Source organism: Ruegeria sp. CJ9 (genome assembly GCF_056536625.1).
The window spans coordinates 38,265-55,936 of record NZ_JBQFPY010000004.1; the positions used below are offsets into that span (position 1 = coordinate 38,265).

Here is a 17,672-nt window from a genome sequence, read left to right on the forward strand (position 1 = left end):
TTTCCCAGATTGATGCACGGGGGCCGTTTTGAACTCTGACGTCTTTGAGCCGTGGAATGATCCACAGGCGAAACCTTTGATCCAGTTCCGGAATGTCACCAAACGGTTTGGTGAATTCACGGCCATCGACAACCTGTCTCTGGATATCTTCGAAAAAGAATTCTTTGCTTTGCTGGGGCCTTCGGGCTGCGGCAAGACCACCATGATGCGGATGTTGGCAGGGTTCGAAACGCCGACCGAAGGGCACATCATGTTGGGCGGTCAGGACATCGACCCGATCCCGCCGAACAAGCGGGCGGTGAACATGATGTTCCAGTCCTACGCACTGTTCCCGCACCTCAGTATCTGGGACAATATTGCCTTCGGCCTGCGCCGGGACAACATGCCCAAGCATGACTTGGAAGAGCGTGTCGAAGAGATGCTGCGCCTGACCCGGCTGGAACAATTTGCCCGCCGCAAGCCGCATCAGATCTCGGGTGGGCAACGTCAGCGGGTGGCGCTGGCGCGGTCACTGGCCAAGGCACCAAAGCTGCTGTTGCTGGATGAACCGCTTGGCGCGCTGGACAAGAAACTGCGGCAGGACACGCAGTTTGAACTGATGGATATTCAGGAAAAGACCGGCACCACCTTTGTGATCGTGACCCACGATCAGGAAGAGGCGATGACCGTCGCCAGCCGCGTCGCGGTGATGGACCAGGGCAGGTTGATGCAGGTGGAAACGCCGGATCGCATCTATGAAAACCCGAACTCGGTCTATGTTGCGGATTTCATCGGGGATGTGAACATCATCGAGGGCCGGGCGTCCGCCAACGGCGAAGACTCCTATCAGATCGACTGGGCCGAGGGGCAGGCACCGCTGACGGCAACCTCAGCAAATGGGTTTTCTAGCGGTCAGACCTGCCATCTGGCGATCCGGCCCGAAAAAGTGACGATCTCGGCGGATCGCCCGGCGGATGCGATCAACGCAGTGCAGGGCAAGGTTCATGACATCGCCTATCTGGGCAACCTGTCTACCTATCATGTCGAGCTTTCAAACGGCACGATCATCAAGGCGCAGACGGCCAATACCCGTCGAATCTCGCGCCGGTCGTTCACCTGGGAAGACCCGGTCTGGCTGTCTTGGACAGCGACGGCCGCGGTTCTGCTGGCCAGCTGATGCGCCGCGCATTTCTGATTGCCGTTCCCTATGTCTGGCTGTTGGCGCTGTTTCTGGTGCCGTTCTTCATCGTTCTGAAGATCTCGTTGTCGGATACCGAACTGGCCATTCCGCCCTACACGCCAACGCTGGACCTGTCGCAGGGCTGGGCCGGGATCAAAGAGTTCTTCAGCCAGTTGGATTTCGAAAACTTCGTCTGGCTGACCGAGGATGACCTGTATTGGAAAGCCTACCTGTCCAGCGTCAAGATCGCGGTGATCTCGACTTTTCTGACGCTGTTGGTGGGCTATCCGATTGCCTACGGCATGGCCCGCGCGCCGGTCGAGTGGCGGCCGACGCTGATGATGCTGGTGATCTTGCCGTTCTGGACCTCGTTCCTGATCCGCGTTTACGCGTGGATGGGGATTTTGTCGAACGAAGGCTATCTGAACCAGTTTCTGCTGTGGCTGGGCATCATCTCGACCCCGCTGACCATTCTGAACACGCAATGGGCGGTCTATATCGGCATCGTCTACACGTATCTGCCGTTCATGATCCTGCCGGTTTATTCGTCACTGGAGCGTATGGACGGGTCCCTGATCGAAGCGGCTGAGGATCTGGGCTGCTCGCGCCTGCAGGCCTTTTGGCTGGTGACTGTTCCGCTGTCGCGTCCTGGCATCATCGCGGGATGTTTTCTGGTGATGATCCCGGTGATTGGTGAGTTCGTGATTCCATCATTGCTAGGCGGCTCGGGTACATTGATGATCGGCAAGGTGCTGTGGGAAGAGTTCTTCTCGAACCGCGACTGGCCGGTGGCCAGCGCCGTGGCGGTGGTACTGCTGCTGATCCTTGTCGTCCCGATTGTGCTGTTCCAGCGCAACCAGCAAAAGCAGACGGAGGCCGAGCAATGAACAGGCTAAGCTGGTTCAACGCGGTGTCCCTGACGCTGGGATTTGCGTTCCTGTATATCCCGATGATCATCCTGATCATCTTCAGCTTCAATGAGAGCAAGCTGGTGACAGTCTGGGCCGGGTTCTCGACCAAATGGTATGGCGAAGTGATCCAGAACGAGGCCTTTCTGGATGCAGCCTGGGTGACCGTGCGCGTCGCGGTATTCTCATCCACATTGGCGACAATCTTGGGTACCGCCGCGGCCTATGTGTTGGTGCGCGGTGGGCGGTTCTTTGGTCGCACGCTGTTTTCCGGCATGATCTACGCGCCGCTGGTGATGCCCGAGGTTATCACCGGGCTGTCGCTGCTGTTGCTGTTCATCGGCATCGGGTTGGATCGGGGTATCCTGACCATCGTTCTGGCGCATACGACCTTTTCGATGTGTTTCGTCTCGGTCGTCGTGTCTTCACGCCTAGTGACCTTCGATAAATCTCTGGAAGAGGCTGCGCTGGATTTGGGCTGTTCACCCGCTCAGGCGTTCCGGCTGGTGACTTTGCCGATCATCGCGCCTGCGGTGATCTCGGGTTGGTTGCTGGCGTTCACTCTGTCGCTGGATGATCTGGTGATTGCGTCGTTCACCTCTGGGCCGTCGGCGACAACCCTGCCGATCAAGATCTTTTCGGCCGTGCGCCTGGGTGTCAGCCCCGAGATCAACGCATTGTCCACGATCATGATCGCGATTGTGACGGTGGGCGTTATCACCGCATCATTGGTCACAAAACGCGCGATGGTGCGGCAAAAGCAGGATGAAATGGCTGCTGCGCGTACCGAATGAAGCGGCTGTTCCCGGATTACACCTATGGGCCCGGCCCCCGGACCAACTGCTGGTGGGACGAAACGATTGCCAGCCCCGACTGGCCGGTTCTCAACGGTGAACAGAAGGTAGACGTCGCCATTGTTGGTGGCGGTTTCACCGGGCTGTCAGCGGCGCTGCATCTGGCAAACGCGTGTGTTTCGGTTGCGGTGCTTGAGGCCCGGACACCTGGTTGGGGCGCCTCGGGGCGCAATGGTGGCTTTTGCTGTCTGGGCGGATCAAAACTGAGCTACAGCGCAATGGTCCGCCAATTCGGTGAGGCGGCCGCACACAGTTATGATCAAGCTGAAATGGACGCGGTTCTCCTTGTCGCTGATCTGCTGAAAACCAATGCCATAGATGCGGATGTGCATTCACAGGGTGAAACCCAACTGGCCCACACCCCCCGTGCGATGGAAGGGCTGCGCAAACGGGCCGAGGCCACGGGCACTTTGCACGCCCCAGATGATCTTCCTGGACTTGGGTTTGGTGGTCGGTTTTATGGCGGGTACACCAACCCGGTCGGATTTGCACTGAACCCCAGAAAATACCTGTTCGGGCTGGCGCAAATGACCCAGACACTGGGCGCCAAGCTGTTTCAGAACAGTGCGGTGCAGACAATTCGGAAGACGCAATCTGGCTTTGACTTGGAGGCAGCCTCGGGTCGGATCAGCGCCGCAAACGTTCTGATCTGCACCAATGGTTACTCCAGCGAGGACGTGCCGCCCTGGCTGGCTGGCCGGTATATGCCTGTCCAATCCACGGTTCTGGTGACGCGCCCTCTGACGCAGGAAGAATTGCAAACCCAGGGTTGGACATCTGACCAGATGTCTTACGATACCCGCCATTTGCTGCATTATTTCCGCCTGATGCCCGACCGACGGTTTCTGTTCGGAATGCGAGGCGGGTTGCGCGCGTCTCCGCAGGCTGAGGCGGCCATTCGCCGGAAGGCTCTGAACGATTTCAGGCAGATGTTCCCGGAATGGGCGTCGGTCGATGTCACCCATATGTGGTCCGGTATGGTCTGCCTGTCGCGAGGGTTAACGCCGTTTGTGGGTCCCGTGACGGATCAACCGGGGATGTTCGCCGGGTTTGCCTATCACGGTAACGGGGTGGCGATGGGGACCTATTGCGGACGGGCGCTGGCCCGGATGGTTTTGCAGCAAGAGACCGGGCTACCTGAACCCATAACACGTGTCCCAGCGCGGTTTCCGCTGGGACGCTGGCGGCGCGCATTGATGCCGCCGGCCTATGCCATGATGGGTCTATTGGACTTATGACCGCTCTAGCACCGCGCGTTCTAGTTCCAACCCCGTGGCATAGTCCGGTGACCCGTTTTCTATCCGCCACAAACAATAGGCCGCCATCCGCCAGGCATACCAACGACGCAGCGATTTGAACCGGGTCACGATGTCTGCGCGTCTGTACGAGGACAGAAACTGATCTTCTTCCTCAGGTGTCATAGCTGACCCCCGGTACAGGTGCTGCATGGCGGGCGACACAAACAGGGCAATGTCTTCGCACGGATCGCCCTGCGCCGGGCATTGCCAGTCGATCAGGGTCAGCCCGGATGGCGCAACCAGAATGTTCCCCGCAACCGGGTCGCCGTGTATCAGGCAAGTCTGTTGGGTCGGCTGTACCTGTTCGTCAGGTTTTAGCTGTTCCAATTGGTGCCGCATGGCCGAGGTGCATCCGTTAAGGATGCTCTGGCCGTGCCGGGCCAGATCCGCACTGCCATTGCATCCGCGGGGCGCCGGAACCGACACATCCAGCCCATGTAGTTTGCCGAGCAATAGGGCAACGTCGGTTGTGTCCTTACGCCAGGGCGTACCCGGCGCGTGATCGTAAAACACCCATCGACCGTTTTGATGTTGACCCGCCGCGCGCAGACGCGGGGCAAACCCGGTCGGCCCCAACGCGGTTAGGCACTGCGCTTCCAACTCGGCATCGTTGCGAAACAATGGATTGCGCAACCCTGTTCGGTACAGTTTCAAAACCTTGCCGCCGTTCTCTTCCAGCACTTTCCAGACCTTATTGGTCCGACCGCCATACAGGGTTTGAAACTGAGCATCAGGTGCGATCAGCCTTCGGTGACGCAGGTCATCAACAAGATCCAAAGGGGGGAGTGTCGGGGCGGGCAGTGGGTTCACCAAAAAAACGAGTCGCAGTTTGCACTGGTTTGGCCTGTCCCGCCCTGCAGATCAAGTTCCGGTTCGGACCCCGGTCACCATCCCTGCCGGAACCACCTGCCCGCTTTCCAACGTCAGCACGACCGCATCCTCGCCAACCTGTGCCTCGACCACCTGACTGTAGGTTGAGACAGGCTGGACTGAAAGCAACTCTTCCCCGTCATAGCTTTCCAATGTGGCTGAATAGCTGCCGGTCGGCAAAGGGCTGCCATCGCTCGTTGTCCCGGCCCAGTCAAATTCGGTCTGGGTCACCGGTACGGAAATCCTTTCGATCTCGGTGCCGTCACTGTCCCGGATCACCATCACCGCACTGTCTGCCGCCGGTTCAGCCTGCGCGGACAGGGTCACAGGTTCGCCATCAAAGTGGAACGCTGCGGTGGTCTGGACATCCATACCGACCCAATTGGCAAGATCCTCCAGCTTTATACCGCCCAGAGACAGCGCCAGTTCGGACAAAAGCTCGTTGCTCTGAACCTGTTGTTCAACCATCGAAAATTGCGCCAATTGCGAGGCGTACTCGGTCGAATCCATCGGCTCCAACGGGTCCTGATTTTGCGCCTGGGTCGTCATCAGCAACAGGAAAGTATCGAAATCCGACGCGATCGAGGTTGCCTGTGACTGGGATGCTGATTGGGCCTGGGTATTGGCTTGCGTCGTCGATTGGGTTGGGGTGATCATGCTTAAAGCCTCATGTCGATCCGGCCGTCGGGGCCTAGTTTCGGAATGGTGGGGCCCGCCTCGGTGACAGGCTCGTCCTGCGTTTCCGCAAGCCGGGTGCCGTCGCCCGAGTCAGACCTATCCTGCTGTGCGTCTGCAGAGGTGCCCAGATCAAAGGACAGGTCGCCCAGCCCAAAGTTCTGGAATTCGGCCTCCAGCACCGAGATGTGACGGCGCATCATATCCAGTGTTTCCGGCCGTTCCGCCGAGATTGTTATGTGCAGGCCATCATCGCGACCATTCAAGACTATCGAAACGCGTCCCAGTTCTTCGGGATTTAACGCGACCTCGATTGTGCCTTGCTGTCCACGGGTCGAAACAACGGTTGCCATTTGATTGGCAACTGCGCGTGCCGTTTCAGCGCGCGCCGTCGATGTCATGGTCTGTGTTAATGGTGCCGAATCTCGGGCAGAGGACAATGTCGGGGTCTCTCTGGTGGTCGATATCTCTTCGATTTCGGGAAAGGTTTGAAGCTCGGTCTGCGTGTTGGTTTGATCCGTGGCCAAAAGCTGCATTTGTACAAGTGTTGGCGCCTGATCAGGCACCACCGCTTGCGATTGCGCCACCTGTGGCGTCGCGGGGACACTTGGTCCGCCCAGGTCGGGTCGGATGATGGGCGAATGATCCAACCTCTCTTTCGGGAGCATGTTCGGTGTTACAAGCCCGGCGGGAAAGCTTGGCGGATTGGTGGCCGCCTGGGGCGTTCTTCTTGGGGAAACTGTACCGAAAAGCATGGCTTGAACGGCTGGAGATACCGTACGCCGAGCAGGGCCCGCCGCGGGTTCCAACCTGTCGGCTTTTTGAGGGGGCGTGTGCGTCTCGTCTACCGTTGCAGTCTCCGCCTCAACAGTTGATAACGTCATGGTTGGTTTTTCAGCCAAGGTCATGGCAACCGGAGCCGGAACAACTTCCGGCACAGCCGCGCGGAGTTCGGCAGGCGGCTGATCCTCGGGGGTATCGGAAACATCCGGAATTTCAACGTTTGCAGCGATGTCGTCCACCTCTGACACCGTGTCTGGGTTCTGAACCAAAAGGTCGGTGAGATCGGGCTCGGCTGACTGCGGATCGGCCTCTTGATCCATGACCATTTGAAAGGACGCGGCCCCTTTGGACGCACGAGGTTCTTGCGGTGTTGCATCGGGTTTCGCGGCGTTACCGGACGAAGACAACAGTGCTGAAAGTGGGTTGGGCATTTTGCTCCGACTCCGTTTGTGTGAACGGAAATCTGCCCGCAGGAGGTTACGTTTATTTTAACCGCTTTCGCCTTTGATCGAGAAAGTTCGATGCAAATTTCGGAGAAAGTGATGAAGATTTCCACAACCCTTCCTACCGCGCAGCCCCCCACCACGGCCGTGAAATTGCAGGCTGCGGCGGTCGAGTTGGAGGCCGCGTTTCTTGCGGAAATGCTCAAATCTTCTGGGTTGGGCAAGGCCAGCGAATCTTTTGGCGGCGGAGCGGGTGAAGATCAGTTTTCGTCCTTTCTTGTGCAGCATCAGGCGCGTGCGTTGGCCGCATCCGGCGGCATTGGCCTGTCCGAAATTTTGTTCCAGTCCATGATGGAGAAAACCGATGCCGACCAATTCTGAAACCGACCTGATCCGATCCCTTGAGGAAGTGCTGGATCTTGAGCGAACCGCGCTTGTCGACGGGGATCTGGACCGGCTGAGTCATATGGCACCGGAAAAGGAAAAGCTGATCGGCGCGATCAATGAATTGCAGGTTTTGGACAGCGCCGAATTGATTCTCCTGCAGCAGAAAGTCGAACGTAACCAGGCGCTGTTGAACAGTGCCGCCGAAGGGATTCGGGCCGTTGCCAGCCGTATGGCCGAATTGCGGCGCATTCGGCAGGAGTTCAGCACCTACGGAGCAGACGGGCAGCGCAACGGATACGCCGTGCGTCGCAATGCGAAACTGGAAAAACGGGCATAGGAGCGGGTTTGATTCAAATCCGAATTTTCTGAGTGAGGGGCTTTAGCATTCCGTTAGGGGATCAGGGGCAAAGGTGGCCGGGCATCTTAAACAACAGGTGGCGCGAACAGCCCGACGGCGGATCGCATTGATCAGAAAGACGTCAAAGCCCGCATGTGGTGCGGGGTAAGCATGGGCGCAAAGGGCCCGAACGGAAAAGGAAGAAAGCTATGTCCAGCATTCTGACAAACAATGGCGCAATGGTGGCGCTGCAAACCCTGAAATCGGTCAACAAGAATCTGGAGATGACCCAGAACGCGATCTCGACCGGTAAGGACGTCGCAACTGCCAAGGACAACTCGGCCGTCTGGGCAATCTCCAAAGTCATGGAGTCGGACGTCAAGGGCTTCAACGCGATCAAAGACAGCCTGGCGCTGGGTGAATCGACCGTTGCGGTGGCGCGGAACGCGTCGGAAACCGTGACCGATCTGTTGACGCAGATGAAAGAGAAAATCGTCGCCGCGCAGGAGGACAACGTTGACCGCGGCAAGATCAACGATGATGTGACCGCTCTGCGGGATCAGATTGCGTCGGTTGTTGGTGCGGCACAGTTCAACGGGCTAAACCTTGTGGACGGCTCGGCCGGTACTGCTTCGATCTTGTCCTCACTTGATCGGGATAGCACTGGTGCAGTGAATTCGTCGTCGATTTCGGTCGCAAGTCAGGACCTGTCCATTGGCGGTTATACTGCCAAAGGCGTACTTGCAGGTTCGGGAGGCGCGACCACCGACAATGATGTTGCAGGCTTTACCATGGATAAAGCCGGCGGGTCAGGTGACATTGTGATCGACAGCTCGACTGACAACTTTGAAGTCGGTGATAGTGTCTCGATCCGAGTCGGTGATCAGGATGTGTCGTACACCATTCAAGCCAGCGATCTGGATCCCTCTGGAACCTATGACGATGCCTATACAGATGCTCTTGTTGCTGTTGGTCTCAAGAACCAGGTTGATGCGCTGGGCATCACAGGTGTTGCAGTCGACTATGACTCGGGATCGCCGAACACCCTGTCCTTTACTACAGGTACGGCAACGGCTGGTGCGGATGCGGATCAGGACATTACCGTGTCGGCTCAATTCACTAATGCTGGTTCCGGTGGGCTTGGCGCACTCAGCTCGATTGACGTTTCGACAGATGCAGGCGCGGCAGCCGCGCTGGGCACCATCGAAACGCTGATCGACACGTCGATTGATGCAGCGGCAGCCTTTGGTTCGGCGCAGGGCCGTATCGAAACGCAGCAGGATTTCGTTTCCAAACTGACCGATTCGTTCAAGTCCGGCATTGGTTCGATGGTCGACGCCGATATGGAAGAGACCTCGGCCCGTCTGCAAGCTCTTCAGGTTCAGCAGCAGTTGGCCACTCAATCGCTGTCGATTGCCAATCAGGCGCCGCAGTCGATCCTGTCGCTGTTCCGTTAATTTTCGGAACCTGGTCGGGGCGCCCAGACGCGCCCCGACTCTGACCGCCAAAAGACGGCCTATTGGAAGGATTTCAAGTGACACCGCAAACTCTTGCACAACGTGCCTACGCGCAGACCGCCCCGACCCGCACCCCGCGCGATACCGAGTACGAGGCGATTTCGAAGATCACGCATCGGCTCAAGGTTGCGGCGGCCCGACGCAAAACCGATTTCGGAGGGTTCGTTCACGCGCTACACGAAAATCGTCGCTTGTGGACCGTTCTGGCAACTGGCGTGTCCGACTCGGACAACGCGCTGCCCAATGAATTGCGCGCGCGAATCTTCTATCTGGCAGAATTCACCGAGCAACACAGCAGTCAGGTTCTGGGCAATAAGGCGACCGTTGAGCCGCTGCTTGAGATCAATATGGCCGTCCTGCGCGGCCTGCGTCAGATGGGTGCTACCTGATGGGGGGGCTGGTTCTGAAACTGGCACCGAAAGAGAGGGTGCTGATAAACGGCGTGGTTGTCGAAAACGGAGATCGCCGCAGCCGCTTTTCAATCATGACGCCGGACGCAAATGTCCTGCGCCTGCGCGATGCCATTCATCCGGATGAGGTGACTACCCCGGTGCGGCGGGTGTGTTATGCCGCCCAGCTTGTCTTGTCCGGCGATATGGAGCCTGAGCGGGCGCGGCAACAGCTTTTGCGGTGGGTTGAAGAGTTGAGCCAGGTCTTCACCGATGCCGACAGTCGTCGTGTTCTGTCCGAAGCTACTGAGGCTTTACTGGCCGAACAGTATTACAAATGCCTGAAATCCCTGCGGGCGCTGTTGCCGCGTGAAGAACGGTTGATGGCGTATCAGCAATGACATTCCGGCCTGTCATCCCCTCTGATGGTATTGTCGGCTGGCGTTTTTTGCAGCGTACCTATGATACGCAGCTCGAAAGCTTTTCGGCCTCGCCAGTCAATGAACGAGAGACAAAGTACTTTCTGAGCAATATCGGCAAGGTACAGACGGCTGAGGAATTGGTTTCGGATAGGCGGTTGCTGCAAGTGGCGCTGGGCGCCTTCGGGCTAGAGGATGACATCAACAATCGCTATTTCATCCAGAAAATTCTGTCCGATGGGACAAGCGCCGAGGATGCGTTGTCCAACCGTCTGGCCGATAAGCGGTATCGGGAGTTTTCCGAAGCCTTCGGCCTAGGTCCGGGCGAGGTGCGCAGAACGGGTTTGACCACCTTTATGGAAGCAATTGCGCAGGACAATGTCGTGTCTCGGTTCGAAATCGCTGTTGGTGAGAGCGATGAGACGATGCGCATATCGCTTTATACGCAACATACCTTGGCGGATCTGGCCGCGCAGGACAGCAGTTCGGACACTAAGTGGTTCGATCTGATGGGGCAACCGCCGCTGAGAAGCATGATGGAGACGGCGCTGGGGCTGCCATCAAGTTTCGCGCAGTTGGACATCGACAGGCAGCTTGAGGTTTTCAAGGATAGATTGTCGGGCCTGACTGGATCAGACGATCTGGCCCAATTTACCGACGAGGCGTCGGTGGCCCGGCTGACAGACCAATATCTTGCACGCAGCCAGATTGCACAGCTGCAAAACACGATTTCCCCTGCTCAAACGGCGCTGATTTTGCTGGGGGCGTAACCTAGGCGCGACACAGATAACTATTCGAAAATTCAGGCGTTCAACACGGCATCCGCCGAAGTTCTGAGTGCAAATGCGGTCACTGGCTGGGACACATTGTGCAGCTTGACCTCGCCCAATGACAAAGCATCCGCGCATGCAGGCTGAATATCGGCCGAGACGACAATGCGCTGACCGATCGTTTTGCTGTATTCCCCCAACCGGGCCGCGACATTTGCGGCCTGTCCGATGACTGTGAAATCCAGCCGTTCGCGCGATCCGACATTGCCATATGTGACCCGACCATAGGCAACCCCGATCGAGCAATCGCAATGAACGTCTGAGCCAGATTGGCGCAACTCACCAAGTTTTTCGACAATTTCAACGGCTGAGCGTTGCGCGTTTCGGCGCGCGACCATGGAATCTTCACCCTCGGGAAAGACTGCCAGAACAGCGTCACCGATGAACTTCAATACTTCGCCGCCATTGTTATGCACGATATCGGACACGGTTTCGAAAAAGTCGTTCAGCACGTTGATATAGGCGGTACGGCCAAGCTGCTCTTCCAGGCTGGTCGAATTGCGCAGGTCGCAGAACATAATGGCCGCATCAATCTCATCCCCGTCGCCGCGCCGGATTTCACCGCCCAGCACCCGCGCGCCCGAGCGTTTGCCGACATAAGTCTCAAGCAACACCTGTGCGTTCTCGCGCTGCATGAAAACTTCGTAAAAGCGGGCAATGACAGATGAGCACTCGAACACCAACCCGAGGTTTTCTGTTGTAAACCCATCAGGATGATCGCAGGTCAGGGTCAGGACATTTGTCCGCCCGTCCGAGAACGGCAATGGCATGGCGACGTAATCGGTGGCACCCTTGGCCCGCAGGTCCTCCATAATCGGGAAGCTGTTTTGGGGGTTTTCGTCGTTCAACCGCTGGCGCACACCGCCCAGCCCGTTCGAGACGTGACGCAGGGGGCTGTTGATATAGGCCGGGTGATCGTGGATTTCATACGTGGGCACATTGGTCGAAATCTGGGCCTCACCTTTTTCCCAGATATAATGCTTGCCCGCGATCAGCGGATGCAGAGACCAGGCCAGAATGCTGAGCCGTTGAATGGCGATGCCGTGTTCCAACATCTTTTCGGCCAACGCCTTGGTGAAGGCTTCCGGCGTGCTGAGGTTGGATGCACCACGCATCAGCCAATCAATCAGAGGGCCGCTGATATTGCCATCCTCGGTATCTCGCAGTTGGTTTTCGCCCAAGTCGACCCGTGTATAGGCCGAGGGCATAAACCCGACATAGCCCTGAATGGCGGCGCTTTCAGGCAGTGCTTCTTCATAGGCCCAGACTGAGTTGGTCAGCCGTTGCCCATCCAGAATGACATCGTGATAGGTCGCCGTTCCCTTGAATGGGCAAAACGTCTGCAACTCGGTTTCTGCACCAAGATCGACACAGATATCCGCGCGCGGAACGTAAATTGTGGCCGGCAGCCGCGTTTCATACATGACTTTCGCGTCGGTGCTTTCGGCCAATAGGGTGTCATCCCGATAGATCGCGATCCGACCTTTCAGCGATTCGACCGATATCCCATAGCCTTTAGTCGGCGGTGTGGTATGGACGTTCATCATCAGTTTCCCTGACCCGCTTAGTAATAGGATGGGCCTTTGGGGCAAGCATTCCAAGGGGGATAACTGGCATTTTATCACACATACCTTGTGCGATGCGGCAAAGTCAGACCATCTGAATCACATCTTTTTCGATCGACAGCATATAGCCTTTTTTGGCGATATTCTTGACCAGCAACTCACTGACCATCTGATTGCCCAAGGCATCGCGCAGCCGTTTGATCCGTGTGGCACCTGCGGCCTCGTCACAATCGGCGGTGTCTTTGCCTGAGATCATCGACTCGATTTGAACGCCGGACAGGACCTCGTCGTCCAGCCGGGATTCGGCCAGCACCGACAAGGTCTCCATTGCCGCGGGTGTCAGTTTGAAATCCATGTTGTTCAGATAGACGGTATTTTCCTCGCGGCTGATCAGTAGCGAGGTGACCTGAATGCCGGTGCGTTCGATCTGTGCCATTCGCCGGTTCAACAACACCAGCATCACCAGAAACACCAGCGCCGTTACCAACATAGCAGTGGCAAAAACCAGCAACACGAAAATCACCATTCGGTAGCTGGACAGTGTATCGGCAAAAGCGGTGCCCGATTGCGCCAATATCTCAAGCAGGCGAATCTCGGTTTGCGAGGTCAGATCGCTTTCGATGAACAATCGTTCGACCCGGGCATTAAAGGCATTAGCATCGGGCAGGGTCCAGAATAAAAAGATGGCCGCTGTTACCAGAATCACCACGATCGCCGCGATGCCCGCGCCGACCAGTCTGACACCGGATCGGCGGGCCTCAGTAACGGAGATAGAATTTTCCGGCATTGGCCTTCCTTTTATCCAACCCTTCCGGCCCGAACACGGACATGACGTTCAGCAGGGTCCAGCCCGACCCCTTGAGGCGTTGGGCGACTTCTTTTTTAGCCTGCCCTTTACCGCAAGCCGATACCTGCATGACGCCATAATGCAGGCGCAGTGGATTGTCCTGCTTGGCCTTGTAGTCGGCATAGCAATCGGCCGCCGAAGCGGTGGTGCCAAGCGATATCAGGGCCAACAGGGCCAGAGAAGAGAGGATCTGTTTCATAGGCCGCATCCTGCGCATGTGTTGGCACGATATTCAATAACCTAAGGGGTTTCGCGGACCTGATATCGGATAACACCGGCCCGTTATTGCCTGTCTGAACGAGGCGCGGCCAGTGTCGGGTCATCAGCACACGGCCCGCCACCGGGTCACCTCAAGACTACTGAAGGACAAGCACCATGCATAAGAAATTCATTGCCCTGATCGTGGCCTCGGCAGTTGCCATCACCGGTATTTCTGCGTCTCAGGCGCGGGCCGCGGATGTCGAGGATATTCTTGGCGGGCTTGCAGCCATTGCGCTGATTGGCGCCGCTGTGAAGCATTTCGACGACAAGAGCAAAAAGAACAACGTGACGCACAACTACAATCACATATATAAGGCGCCCCAGAAATACGTACACACCCGGCCAAAGCACCGGCCACATCACGTACGCCCGCTGCCCCCGCGTGTTGCGCGTTACAGCCTGCCGCAACGATGCTTGCGCACGTTCAAAGGGTATTCGCCCAATCAACGACTGTTGGGGAAGACCTGTCTGGGCAAGCATTACAAATACAGCAATAGCCTGCCTAACCAGTGCAAGGTCAGGTTCTGGAATGGCAAAAAGGTCAAGCGGGCATACCACCCCGGCTGTCTGCGCCAGAAAGGATACCGCGTTAGTTACAAGTAACGGTTTTCGAGCAGGAGCGGCGCCACAGAAGCGCTGTGCGGGAGAGGGCGGCGCAAGCTGCCCTCTCCTTTTTTCTTGCGGTGGATGGCAAAACGCGATTTTCCGGGGGTATGACGACTCCGGATTATGAAATTGAGAAGGCCGCAGCGGCGCGTGGATTTCTGCGGATCGCAGGTGTCGACGAGGTTGGGCGCGGACCGCTGGCCGGACCGGTGGTTGCCGCAGCCGTGATTCTGAACCCCAGTGATATTCCCGACGGGCTGAACGATTCCAAAAAGCTGACGGCGAAACGGCGCGCCGCGTTAGAGGCAGCCCTGCGTGAGAAGGCCGAGATCGCAATTGCCGAGGCGTCAGTGGCCGAGATTGACGAACACAATATCTTGCGGGCTTCGCATCTGGCGATGGAGCGCGCGGTGGCAGCGCTGGACCCGCCGCCTGATTACCTGCTGATCGATGGGAACATGATTCCACGAGGCCTGACGATCCCCGCGAGGGCGGTGGTCAAAGGCGATGCGCATTCTGTGTCGATTGCGGCGGCTTCGATCGTCGCCAAAAACTGGCGCGATCAACTGATGGTGGATTTGGCGCAACAGCATCCGGGCTACGGATGGGAGACAAACGCCGGTTATCCGTCGAAACAACACAAGGACGCGCTGCAAAATCTTGGTGTGACCCCACACCATAGACGTTCCTTCAAGCCAGTACACAATATCTTGTATCAAGAGTAAATTGTAAGTCGCTGATTCAAAAAAGAAATTGACGGCGAATCGACTTTGACTCATCCTTGTCTCAACCAAATGAGCGCAAAAGCGCCGTGGATACTTGAGGCAGTACAAATGACAACAACCACTAAAAAGGGCGCAAAAGCGCTCCCTTTAAACACGATTCTATCCGGGGACTGCATCGATGTGATGAACAGTCTGCCCGAGGCGTCGGTGGACCTGATTTTCGCGGATCCGCCCTATAATCTGCAGTTGAAGGGTCAATTGCACCGCCCCGATAACAGTCAGGTAGATGCGGTTGACGATCATTGGGATCAATTCTCCAGCTTTGCCGTTTATGACCAATTCACCCGCGAATGGCTGAAGGCAGCGCGTCGTCTGCTTAAGCCAAATGGCGCGATCTGGGTGATTGGGTCTTACCACAATATCTTCCGTGTGGGTTCGGCCCTGCAGGACGCGGGCTATTGGATTTTAAACGACGTCGTGTGGCGCAAATCCAATCCGATGCCGAACTTCCGCGGCAAACGCTTTACCAACGCGCATGAGACGATGATCTGGGCGTCGAAATGCGAAGGGGCAAAGTACACGTTCAACTATGAAGCCTTAAAGGCGCTGAACGAGGGCGTTCAGATGCGCAGTGACTGGGTACTGCCGATCTGCACCGGGCACGAGCGCCTGAAGGATGAAAACGGCGACAAGGCGCATCCGACGCAGAAACCGGAATCGCTGTTGCACCGTGTGCTGATCGGCTCGACCAATCCGGGCGACGTGATCCTTGATCCGTTCTTCGGTACCGGAACCACAGGTGCAGTTGCCAAGATGCTGGGTCGCGAATTCATCGGCATCGAGCGCGAGGAAAGCTATCGCAAGGTCGCTGAAAAGCGCATCTCGAAGGTCCGTAAGTTCGACCGTGAGGCGCTGGAGGTCAGCGCCAGCAAACGTGCCGAGCCGCGCGTGCCCTTCGGCCAACTGGTTGAACGTGGGATGCTGCGCCCGGGTGAAGAACTGTATTCCATGAACCAGCGCCACAAGGCCAAGGTCCGTGCCGACGGCACGCTGGTGGGCAACAACGTCAAGGGCTCGATCCACCAAGTGGGGGCGCAGCTGGAAAACGCGCCGTCCTGTAACGGCTGGACCTACTGGTGCTTTAAACGCGACGGCAAAACGGTGCCGATTGACGTGTTGCGTCAGCAGATCCGGGCCGAGATGAACTGATTTTACCAACACCGCCGGTGCCTGTGGCCTGACACAAGGCACTAAGCCTTGCCCCGCCGATCTCGGCGGGGTCTTTTGTTTTTCAACATCTGGTTTCGAAACGGGCCTTCTGTATTCTGCGGTGCAGTGAAGGAGCTTGTGCAATGTCGGATACCACAGCCAGCGAGTCCCGCTTTGACCGGTTCTTTGTGACCCGCCCGGACAATTTCGATCTGGAAAACAAATATACCGAAGCCGCGATGGAACGACACAAGCGCGAGGGGCTTGAACTTGCGGTCCGCGCTCGCTGGATCGCGATGGCGCTGACTGGTGTGCTGCTGATCTACCTGAATCCGCAATGGGAAGTGCTGTGGTATCACTTCATCTTGCTGCTGATCTGCGCCAACGGTTGGTTTATCCGGCGCGCGGGGCGTGTGGGGCAATCGCGAACCGAGTTGCTTTTGATCTTTGTAGACCTGCTGATCATGACACTGGGGATGATTGTGCCCAACCCGTTCAGCGACGATGTCCGACCATTGGCGATGCAGTACCGGTTCGACAATTTCCAGTATTTTTTCATCATTCTGGCGGCCGGTACGTTGGCCTATTCCTGGCGCACGGTGATTGCGATCGGGTCATGGACAGCAGGGGTCTGGACGGCTGGATGGATCATCGCCTGGTGGGTCGCAACCCCGATGCCCGGTCTCAGCGAGCGTGTGGCTGAGGCATTGGCTGGCTATCCCGATGTGGCAGAATTGCTGGACCCCAACAGCTTTATGCCAGCGCAGCGTATTCAACAGGTGATCGTGTTCATGATGGTGGCGGTGACATTGGGCGTGTCGATGCGGCGGCTCAATCGGTTGCTGATGTCGAATGCGGGGTTGGAGCGCGAAAGGGCAAACCTGTCGCGGTATTTCTCACCGAACGTGGTGGATGAGCTGAGCCAGAATGATGAGCCGCTGAAGCAGGTGCGCAAAGAGCAAATTGCCGTCCTGTTCATCGATATCGTCGGGTTCACCAGATATGCCGCTGGTCGCGACCCATATGATGTGATTGAAGCCCTGCGCGGCTTTCACGCCCGGATGGAGGCCGAAGTGTTCCGCCATCACGGAACGCTGGACAAATACCTGGGTGACGGATTGATGGCCACGTTTGGGACGCCGGTGCCGACACCGCAGGATGCGAGTAATGCAGTGGCCTGCGCGCGTGGGATGATCGATGTGATTGACCGTTGGAACGTGGAACGCCGCCGTACGGGCGAGCCTGAGATACGTGTGGGGATCGGGGTCCATTTCGGCGCGGTCGTTCTGGGGGATATCGGCGCCAACCGTTTGGAATTTGCGGTGATAGGGGATGCGGTGAATGTGGCCGCGAAGCTTGAGGCGCAGACCCGCGAATTTCAGGCAAAAGTCATCATGAGCGACGCAGTTCGGAGCCGTTTGGAGGAAGAAGGCCGCAACGTATCCGAGCTGATGGCGGGGTTTGCGAAACACGAAAATCGTGCGGTCCGGGGGGTGGAGGCCCCGATGGATGTATGGGTGATGACCGGGTGAGGGCTCCCGCCGATCAACCATGCATCGAAGATGCAAGGCGGATCGTTGGGCCGGGCAG

Annotated in this window: 20 protein-coding genes; 14 read left to right on the forward strand and 6 right to left on the reverse strand. The window is 57.4% G+C overall.

The features are described from left to right. Positions 1-28: 28 nt before the first annotated feature. Genes ACR0AJ_RS09820 through ACR0AJ_RS09835 form a run of 4 tightly spaced genes read left to right on the forward strand, consistent with a single transcriptional unit; the run spans position 29 to position 4,159 of the window. The gene (locus ACR0AJ_RS09820; protein WP_480740745.1) at positions 29-1,156 is read left to right on the forward strand and encodes an ABC transporter ATP-binding protein; all 1,128 of its coding nucleotides are present in this window, start codon (positions 29-31) and stop codon (positions 1,154-1,156) included. Next, positions 1,156-2,046, forward strand: a complete 891-nt coding sequence (locus ACR0AJ_RS09825; RefSeq protein ID WP_170362382.1) for an ABC transporter permease subunit — start codon at positions 1,156-1,158, stop codon at positions 2,044-2,046. Before ACR0AJ_RS09820 ends, ACR0AJ_RS09825 begins: the two co-directional genes overlap by 1 nt. After that, a complete protein-coding gene (locus ACR0AJ_RS09830; RefSeq protein ID WP_170351089.1) occupies positions 2,043-2,861 on the forward strand; it encodes an ABC transporter permease in 819 nt (272 codons plus the stop codon). The genes ACR0AJ_RS09825 and ACR0AJ_RS09830 overlap by 4 nt, the downstream gene beginning before the upstream one ends. Continuing rightward, positions 2,858-4,159, forward strand: a complete 1,302-nt coding sequence (locus tag ACR0AJ_RS09835) for an NAD(P)/FAD-dependent oxidoreductase (protein ID WP_480648664.1) — start codon at positions 2,858-2,860, stop codon at positions 4,157-4,159. Before ACR0AJ_RS09830 ends, ACR0AJ_RS09835 begins: the two co-directional genes overlap by 4 nt. Here the strand turns inward: ACR0AJ_RS09835 and ACR0AJ_RS09840 are convergent. From ACR0AJ_RS09840 to ACR0AJ_RS09850, 3 genes are all read right to left on the reverse strand, one after another. Continuing rightward, the gene (locus ACR0AJ_RS09840) at positions 4,154-4,996 is read right to left on the reverse strand and encodes a phosphotransferase family protein (RefSeq protein WP_480740746.1); all 843 of its coding nucleotides are present in this window, start codon (positions 4,994-4,996) and stop codon (positions 4,154-4,156) included. The two genes, ACR0AJ_RS09835 and ACR0AJ_RS09840, sit on opposite strands and share 6 nt — an antisense overlap. Before the next feature lie 84 nt (positions 4,997-5,080). Further along, positions 5,081-5,746 carry a flagellar hook capping FlgD N-terminal domain-containing protein gene (locus tag ACR0AJ_RS09845; protein ID WP_480638158.1) on the reverse strand — a complete coding sequence of 222 codons (666 nt, stop codon included), beginning with the start codon at positions 5,744-5,746 and terminating at the stop codon, positions 5,081-5,083. A 2-nt stretch (positions 5,747-5,748) separates the two neighbouring features. Then, positions 5,749-6,978: a flagellar hook-length control protein FliK gene (locus ACR0AJ_RS09850; RefSeq protein ID WP_480740748.1), complete on the reverse strand. Its 1,230-nt coding sequence runs from the start codon at positions 6,976-6,978 to the stop codon at positions 5,749-5,751. A gap of 111 nt (positions 6,979-7,089) precedes the next feature. Between ACR0AJ_RS09850 and ACR0AJ_RS09855 the strand changes: the two genes are divergently transcribed. The 6 genes from ACR0AJ_RS09855 (at position 7,090) to ACR0AJ_RS09880 (ending at position 10,809) form a co-directional block, all read left to right on the forward strand. Further along, a complete protein-coding gene (locus tag ACR0AJ_RS09855) occupies positions 7,090-7,371 on the forward strand; it encodes a rod-binding protein (protein WP_480690723.1) in 282 nt (93 codons plus the stop codon). Further along, on the forward strand, positions 7,355-7,714 hold the full coding sequence (locus tag ACR0AJ_RS09860; protein ID WP_480740749.1) for a flagellar biosynthesis protein FlgN: 360 nt from the start codon (positions 7,355-7,357) through the stop codon (positions 7,712-7,714). The genes ACR0AJ_RS09855 and ACR0AJ_RS09860 overlap by 17 nt, the downstream gene beginning before the upstream one ends. A 209-nt stretch (positions 7,715-7,923) precedes the next feature. Then, positions 7,924-9,171: a flagellin gene (locus tag ACR0AJ_RS09865; RefSeq protein WP_170351083.1), complete on the forward strand. Its 1,248-nt coding sequence runs from the start codon at positions 7,924-7,926 to the stop codon at positions 9,169-9,171. Between the two features lie 77 nt (positions 9,172-9,248). Continuing rightward, positions 9,249-9,620, forward strand: a complete 372-nt coding sequence (gene flaF / locus ACR0AJ_RS09870) for a flagellar biosynthesis regulator FlaF (RefSeq protein WP_170398159.1) — start codon at positions 9,249-9,251, stop codon at positions 9,618-9,620. Next, entirely contained in the window at positions 9,620-10,021 is a 402-nt protein-coding gene (flbT, locus tag ACR0AJ_RS09875) for a flagellar biosynthesis repressor FlbT (RefSeq protein ID WP_480740751.1), read from the forward strand. The genes flaF and flbT overlap by 1 nt, the downstream gene beginning before the upstream one ends. Beyond that, positions 10,018-10,809, forward strand: coding sequence for a DUF1217 domain-containing protein (locus ACR0AJ_RS09880; RefSeq protein WP_480740753.1), 792 nt, complete (start codon positions 10,018-10,020; stop codon positions 10,807-10,809). Before flbT ends, ACR0AJ_RS09880 begins: the two co-directional genes overlap by 4 nt. A 32-nt stretch (positions 10,810-10,841) precedes the next feature. Here the strand turns inward: ACR0AJ_RS09880 and ACR0AJ_RS09885 are convergent, their stop codons facing one another. From ACR0AJ_RS09885 to ACR0AJ_RS09895, 3 genes are all read right to left on the reverse strand, one after another. Then, positions 10,842-12,413 (reverse strand): DUF427 domain-containing protein, encoded by a 1,572-nt coding sequence (locus tag ACR0AJ_RS09885; RefSeq protein WP_480740754.1) that lies wholly within the window; start codon positions 12,411-12,413, stop codon positions 10,842-10,844. A 106-nt stretch (positions 12,414-12,519) separates the two neighbouring features. Next, positions 12,520-13,221: a winged helix-turn-helix domain-containing protein gene (locus ACR0AJ_RS09890; RefSeq protein WP_170351079.1), complete on the reverse strand. Its 702-nt coding sequence runs from the start codon at positions 13,219-13,221 to the stop codon at positions 12,520-12,522. Further along, complete coding sequence (locus ACR0AJ_RS09895; protein ID WP_170362372.1) at positions 13,193-13,480, reverse strand: hypothetical protein; 288 nt, start codon at positions 13,478-13,480, stop codon at positions 13,193-13,195. Before ACR0AJ_RS09895 ends, ACR0AJ_RS09890 begins: the two co-directional genes overlap by 29 nt. Before the next feature lie 176 nt (positions 13,481-13,656). Between ACR0AJ_RS09895 and ACR0AJ_RS09900 the strand changes: the two genes are divergently transcribed. The 4 genes from ACR0AJ_RS09900 to ACR0AJ_RS09915 all read left to right on the forward strand — a co-directional run bounded on the left by ACR0AJ_RS09900 (position 13,657) and on the right by ACR0AJ_RS09915 (position 17,614). Then, positions 13,657-14,145: a hypothetical protein gene (locus ACR0AJ_RS09900; RefSeq protein WP_480740756.1), complete on the forward strand. Its 489-nt coding sequence runs from the start codon at positions 13,657-13,659 to the stop codon at positions 14,143-14,145. Between the two features lie 110 nt (positions 14,146-14,255). After that, on the forward strand, positions 14,256-14,873 hold the full coding sequence (locus ACR0AJ_RS09905; RefSeq protein WP_170351076.1) for a ribonuclease HII: 618 nt from the start codon (positions 14,256-14,258) through the stop codon (positions 14,871-14,873). Positions 14,874-14,981: 108 nt separating this feature from the next. Continuing rightward, positions 14,982-16,082, forward strand: a complete 1,101-nt coding sequence (locus ACR0AJ_RS09910; protein WP_170351075.1) for a site-specific DNA-methyltransferase — start codon at positions 14,982-14,984, stop codon at positions 16,080-16,082. A 143-nt stretch (positions 16,083-16,225) separates the two neighbouring features. After that, complete coding sequence (locus tag ACR0AJ_RS09915; protein WP_480648671.1) at positions 16,226-17,614, forward strand: adenylate/guanylate cyclase domain-containing protein; 1,389 nt, start codon at positions 16,226-16,228, stop codon at positions 17,612-17,614. The last annotated feature ends 58 nt before the right edge of the window (positions 17,615-17,672 follow it).

Coding starts and splice junctions, on each gene's coding strand:
- ACR0AJ_RS09900 (WP_480740756.1), top strand. CDS start 13,657: ATGCATAAGAAATTCATTGCCCTGATCGTGGCCTCGGCAGTTGCCATC.
- ACR0AJ_RS09855 (WP_480690723.1), top strand. CDS start 7,090: ATGAAGATTTCCACAACCCTTCCTACCGCGCAGCCCCCCACCACGGCC.
- ACR0AJ_RS09845 (WP_480638158.1), bottom strand. CDS start 5,746: ATGATCACCCCAACCCAATCGACGACGCAAGCCAATACCCAGGCCCAA.
- ACR0AJ_RS09835 (WP_480648664.1), top strand. CDS start 2,858: ATGAAGCGGCTGTTCCCGGATTACACCTATGGGCCCGGCCCCCGGACC.
- flbT (WP_480740751.1), top strand. CDS start 9,620: ATGGGGGGGCTGGTTCTGAAACTGGCACCGAAAGAGAGGGTGCTGATA.
- ACR0AJ_RS09905 (WP_170351076.1), top strand. CDS start 14,256: ATGACGACTCCGGATTATGAAATTGAGAAGGCCGCAGCGGCGCGTGGA.
- ACR0AJ_RS09895 (WP_170362372.1), bottom strand. CDS start 13,480: ATGAAACAGATCCTCTCTTCTCTGGCCCTGTTGGCCCTGATATCGCTT.
- ACR0AJ_RS09910 (WP_170351075.1), top strand. CDS start 14,982: ATGACAACAACCACTAAAAAGGGCGCAAAAGCGCTCCCTTTAAACACG.
- ACR0AJ_RS09865 (WP_170351083.1), top strand. CDS start 7,924: ATGTCCAGCATTCTGACAAACAATGGCGCAATGGTGGCGCTGCAAACC.
- ACR0AJ_RS09850 (WP_480740748.1), bottom strand. CDS start 6,978: ATGCCCAACCCACTTTCAGCACTGTTGTCTTCGTCCGGTAACGCCGCG.
- ACR0AJ_RS09885 (WP_480740754.1), bottom strand. CDS start 12,413: ATGAACGTCCATACCACACCGCCGACTAAAGGCTATGGGATATCGGTC.
- ACR0AJ_RS09880 (WP_480740753.1), top strand. CDS start 10,018: ATGACATTCCGGCCTGTCATCCCCTCTGATGGTATTGTCGGCTGGCGT.
- ACR0AJ_RS09830 (WP_170351089.1), top strand. CDS start 2,043: ATGAACAGGCTAAGCTGGTTCAACGCGGTGTCCCTGACGCTGGGATTT.
- ACR0AJ_RS09860 (WP_480740749.1), top strand. CDS start 7,355: ATGCCGACCAATTCTGAAACCGACCTGATCCGATCCCTTGAGGAAGTG.
- ACR0AJ_RS09915 (WP_480648671.1), top strand. CDS start 16,226: ATGTCGGATACCACAGCCAGCGAGTCCCGCTTTGACCGGTTCTTTGTG.
- ACR0AJ_RS09825 (WP_170362382.1), top strand. CDS start 1,156: ATGCGCCGCGCATTTCTGATTGCCGTTCCCTATGTCTGGCTGTTGGCG.
- ACR0AJ_RS09890 (WP_170351079.1), bottom strand. CDS start 13,221: ATGCCGGAAAATTCTATCTCCGTTACTGAGGCCCGCCGATCCGGTGTC.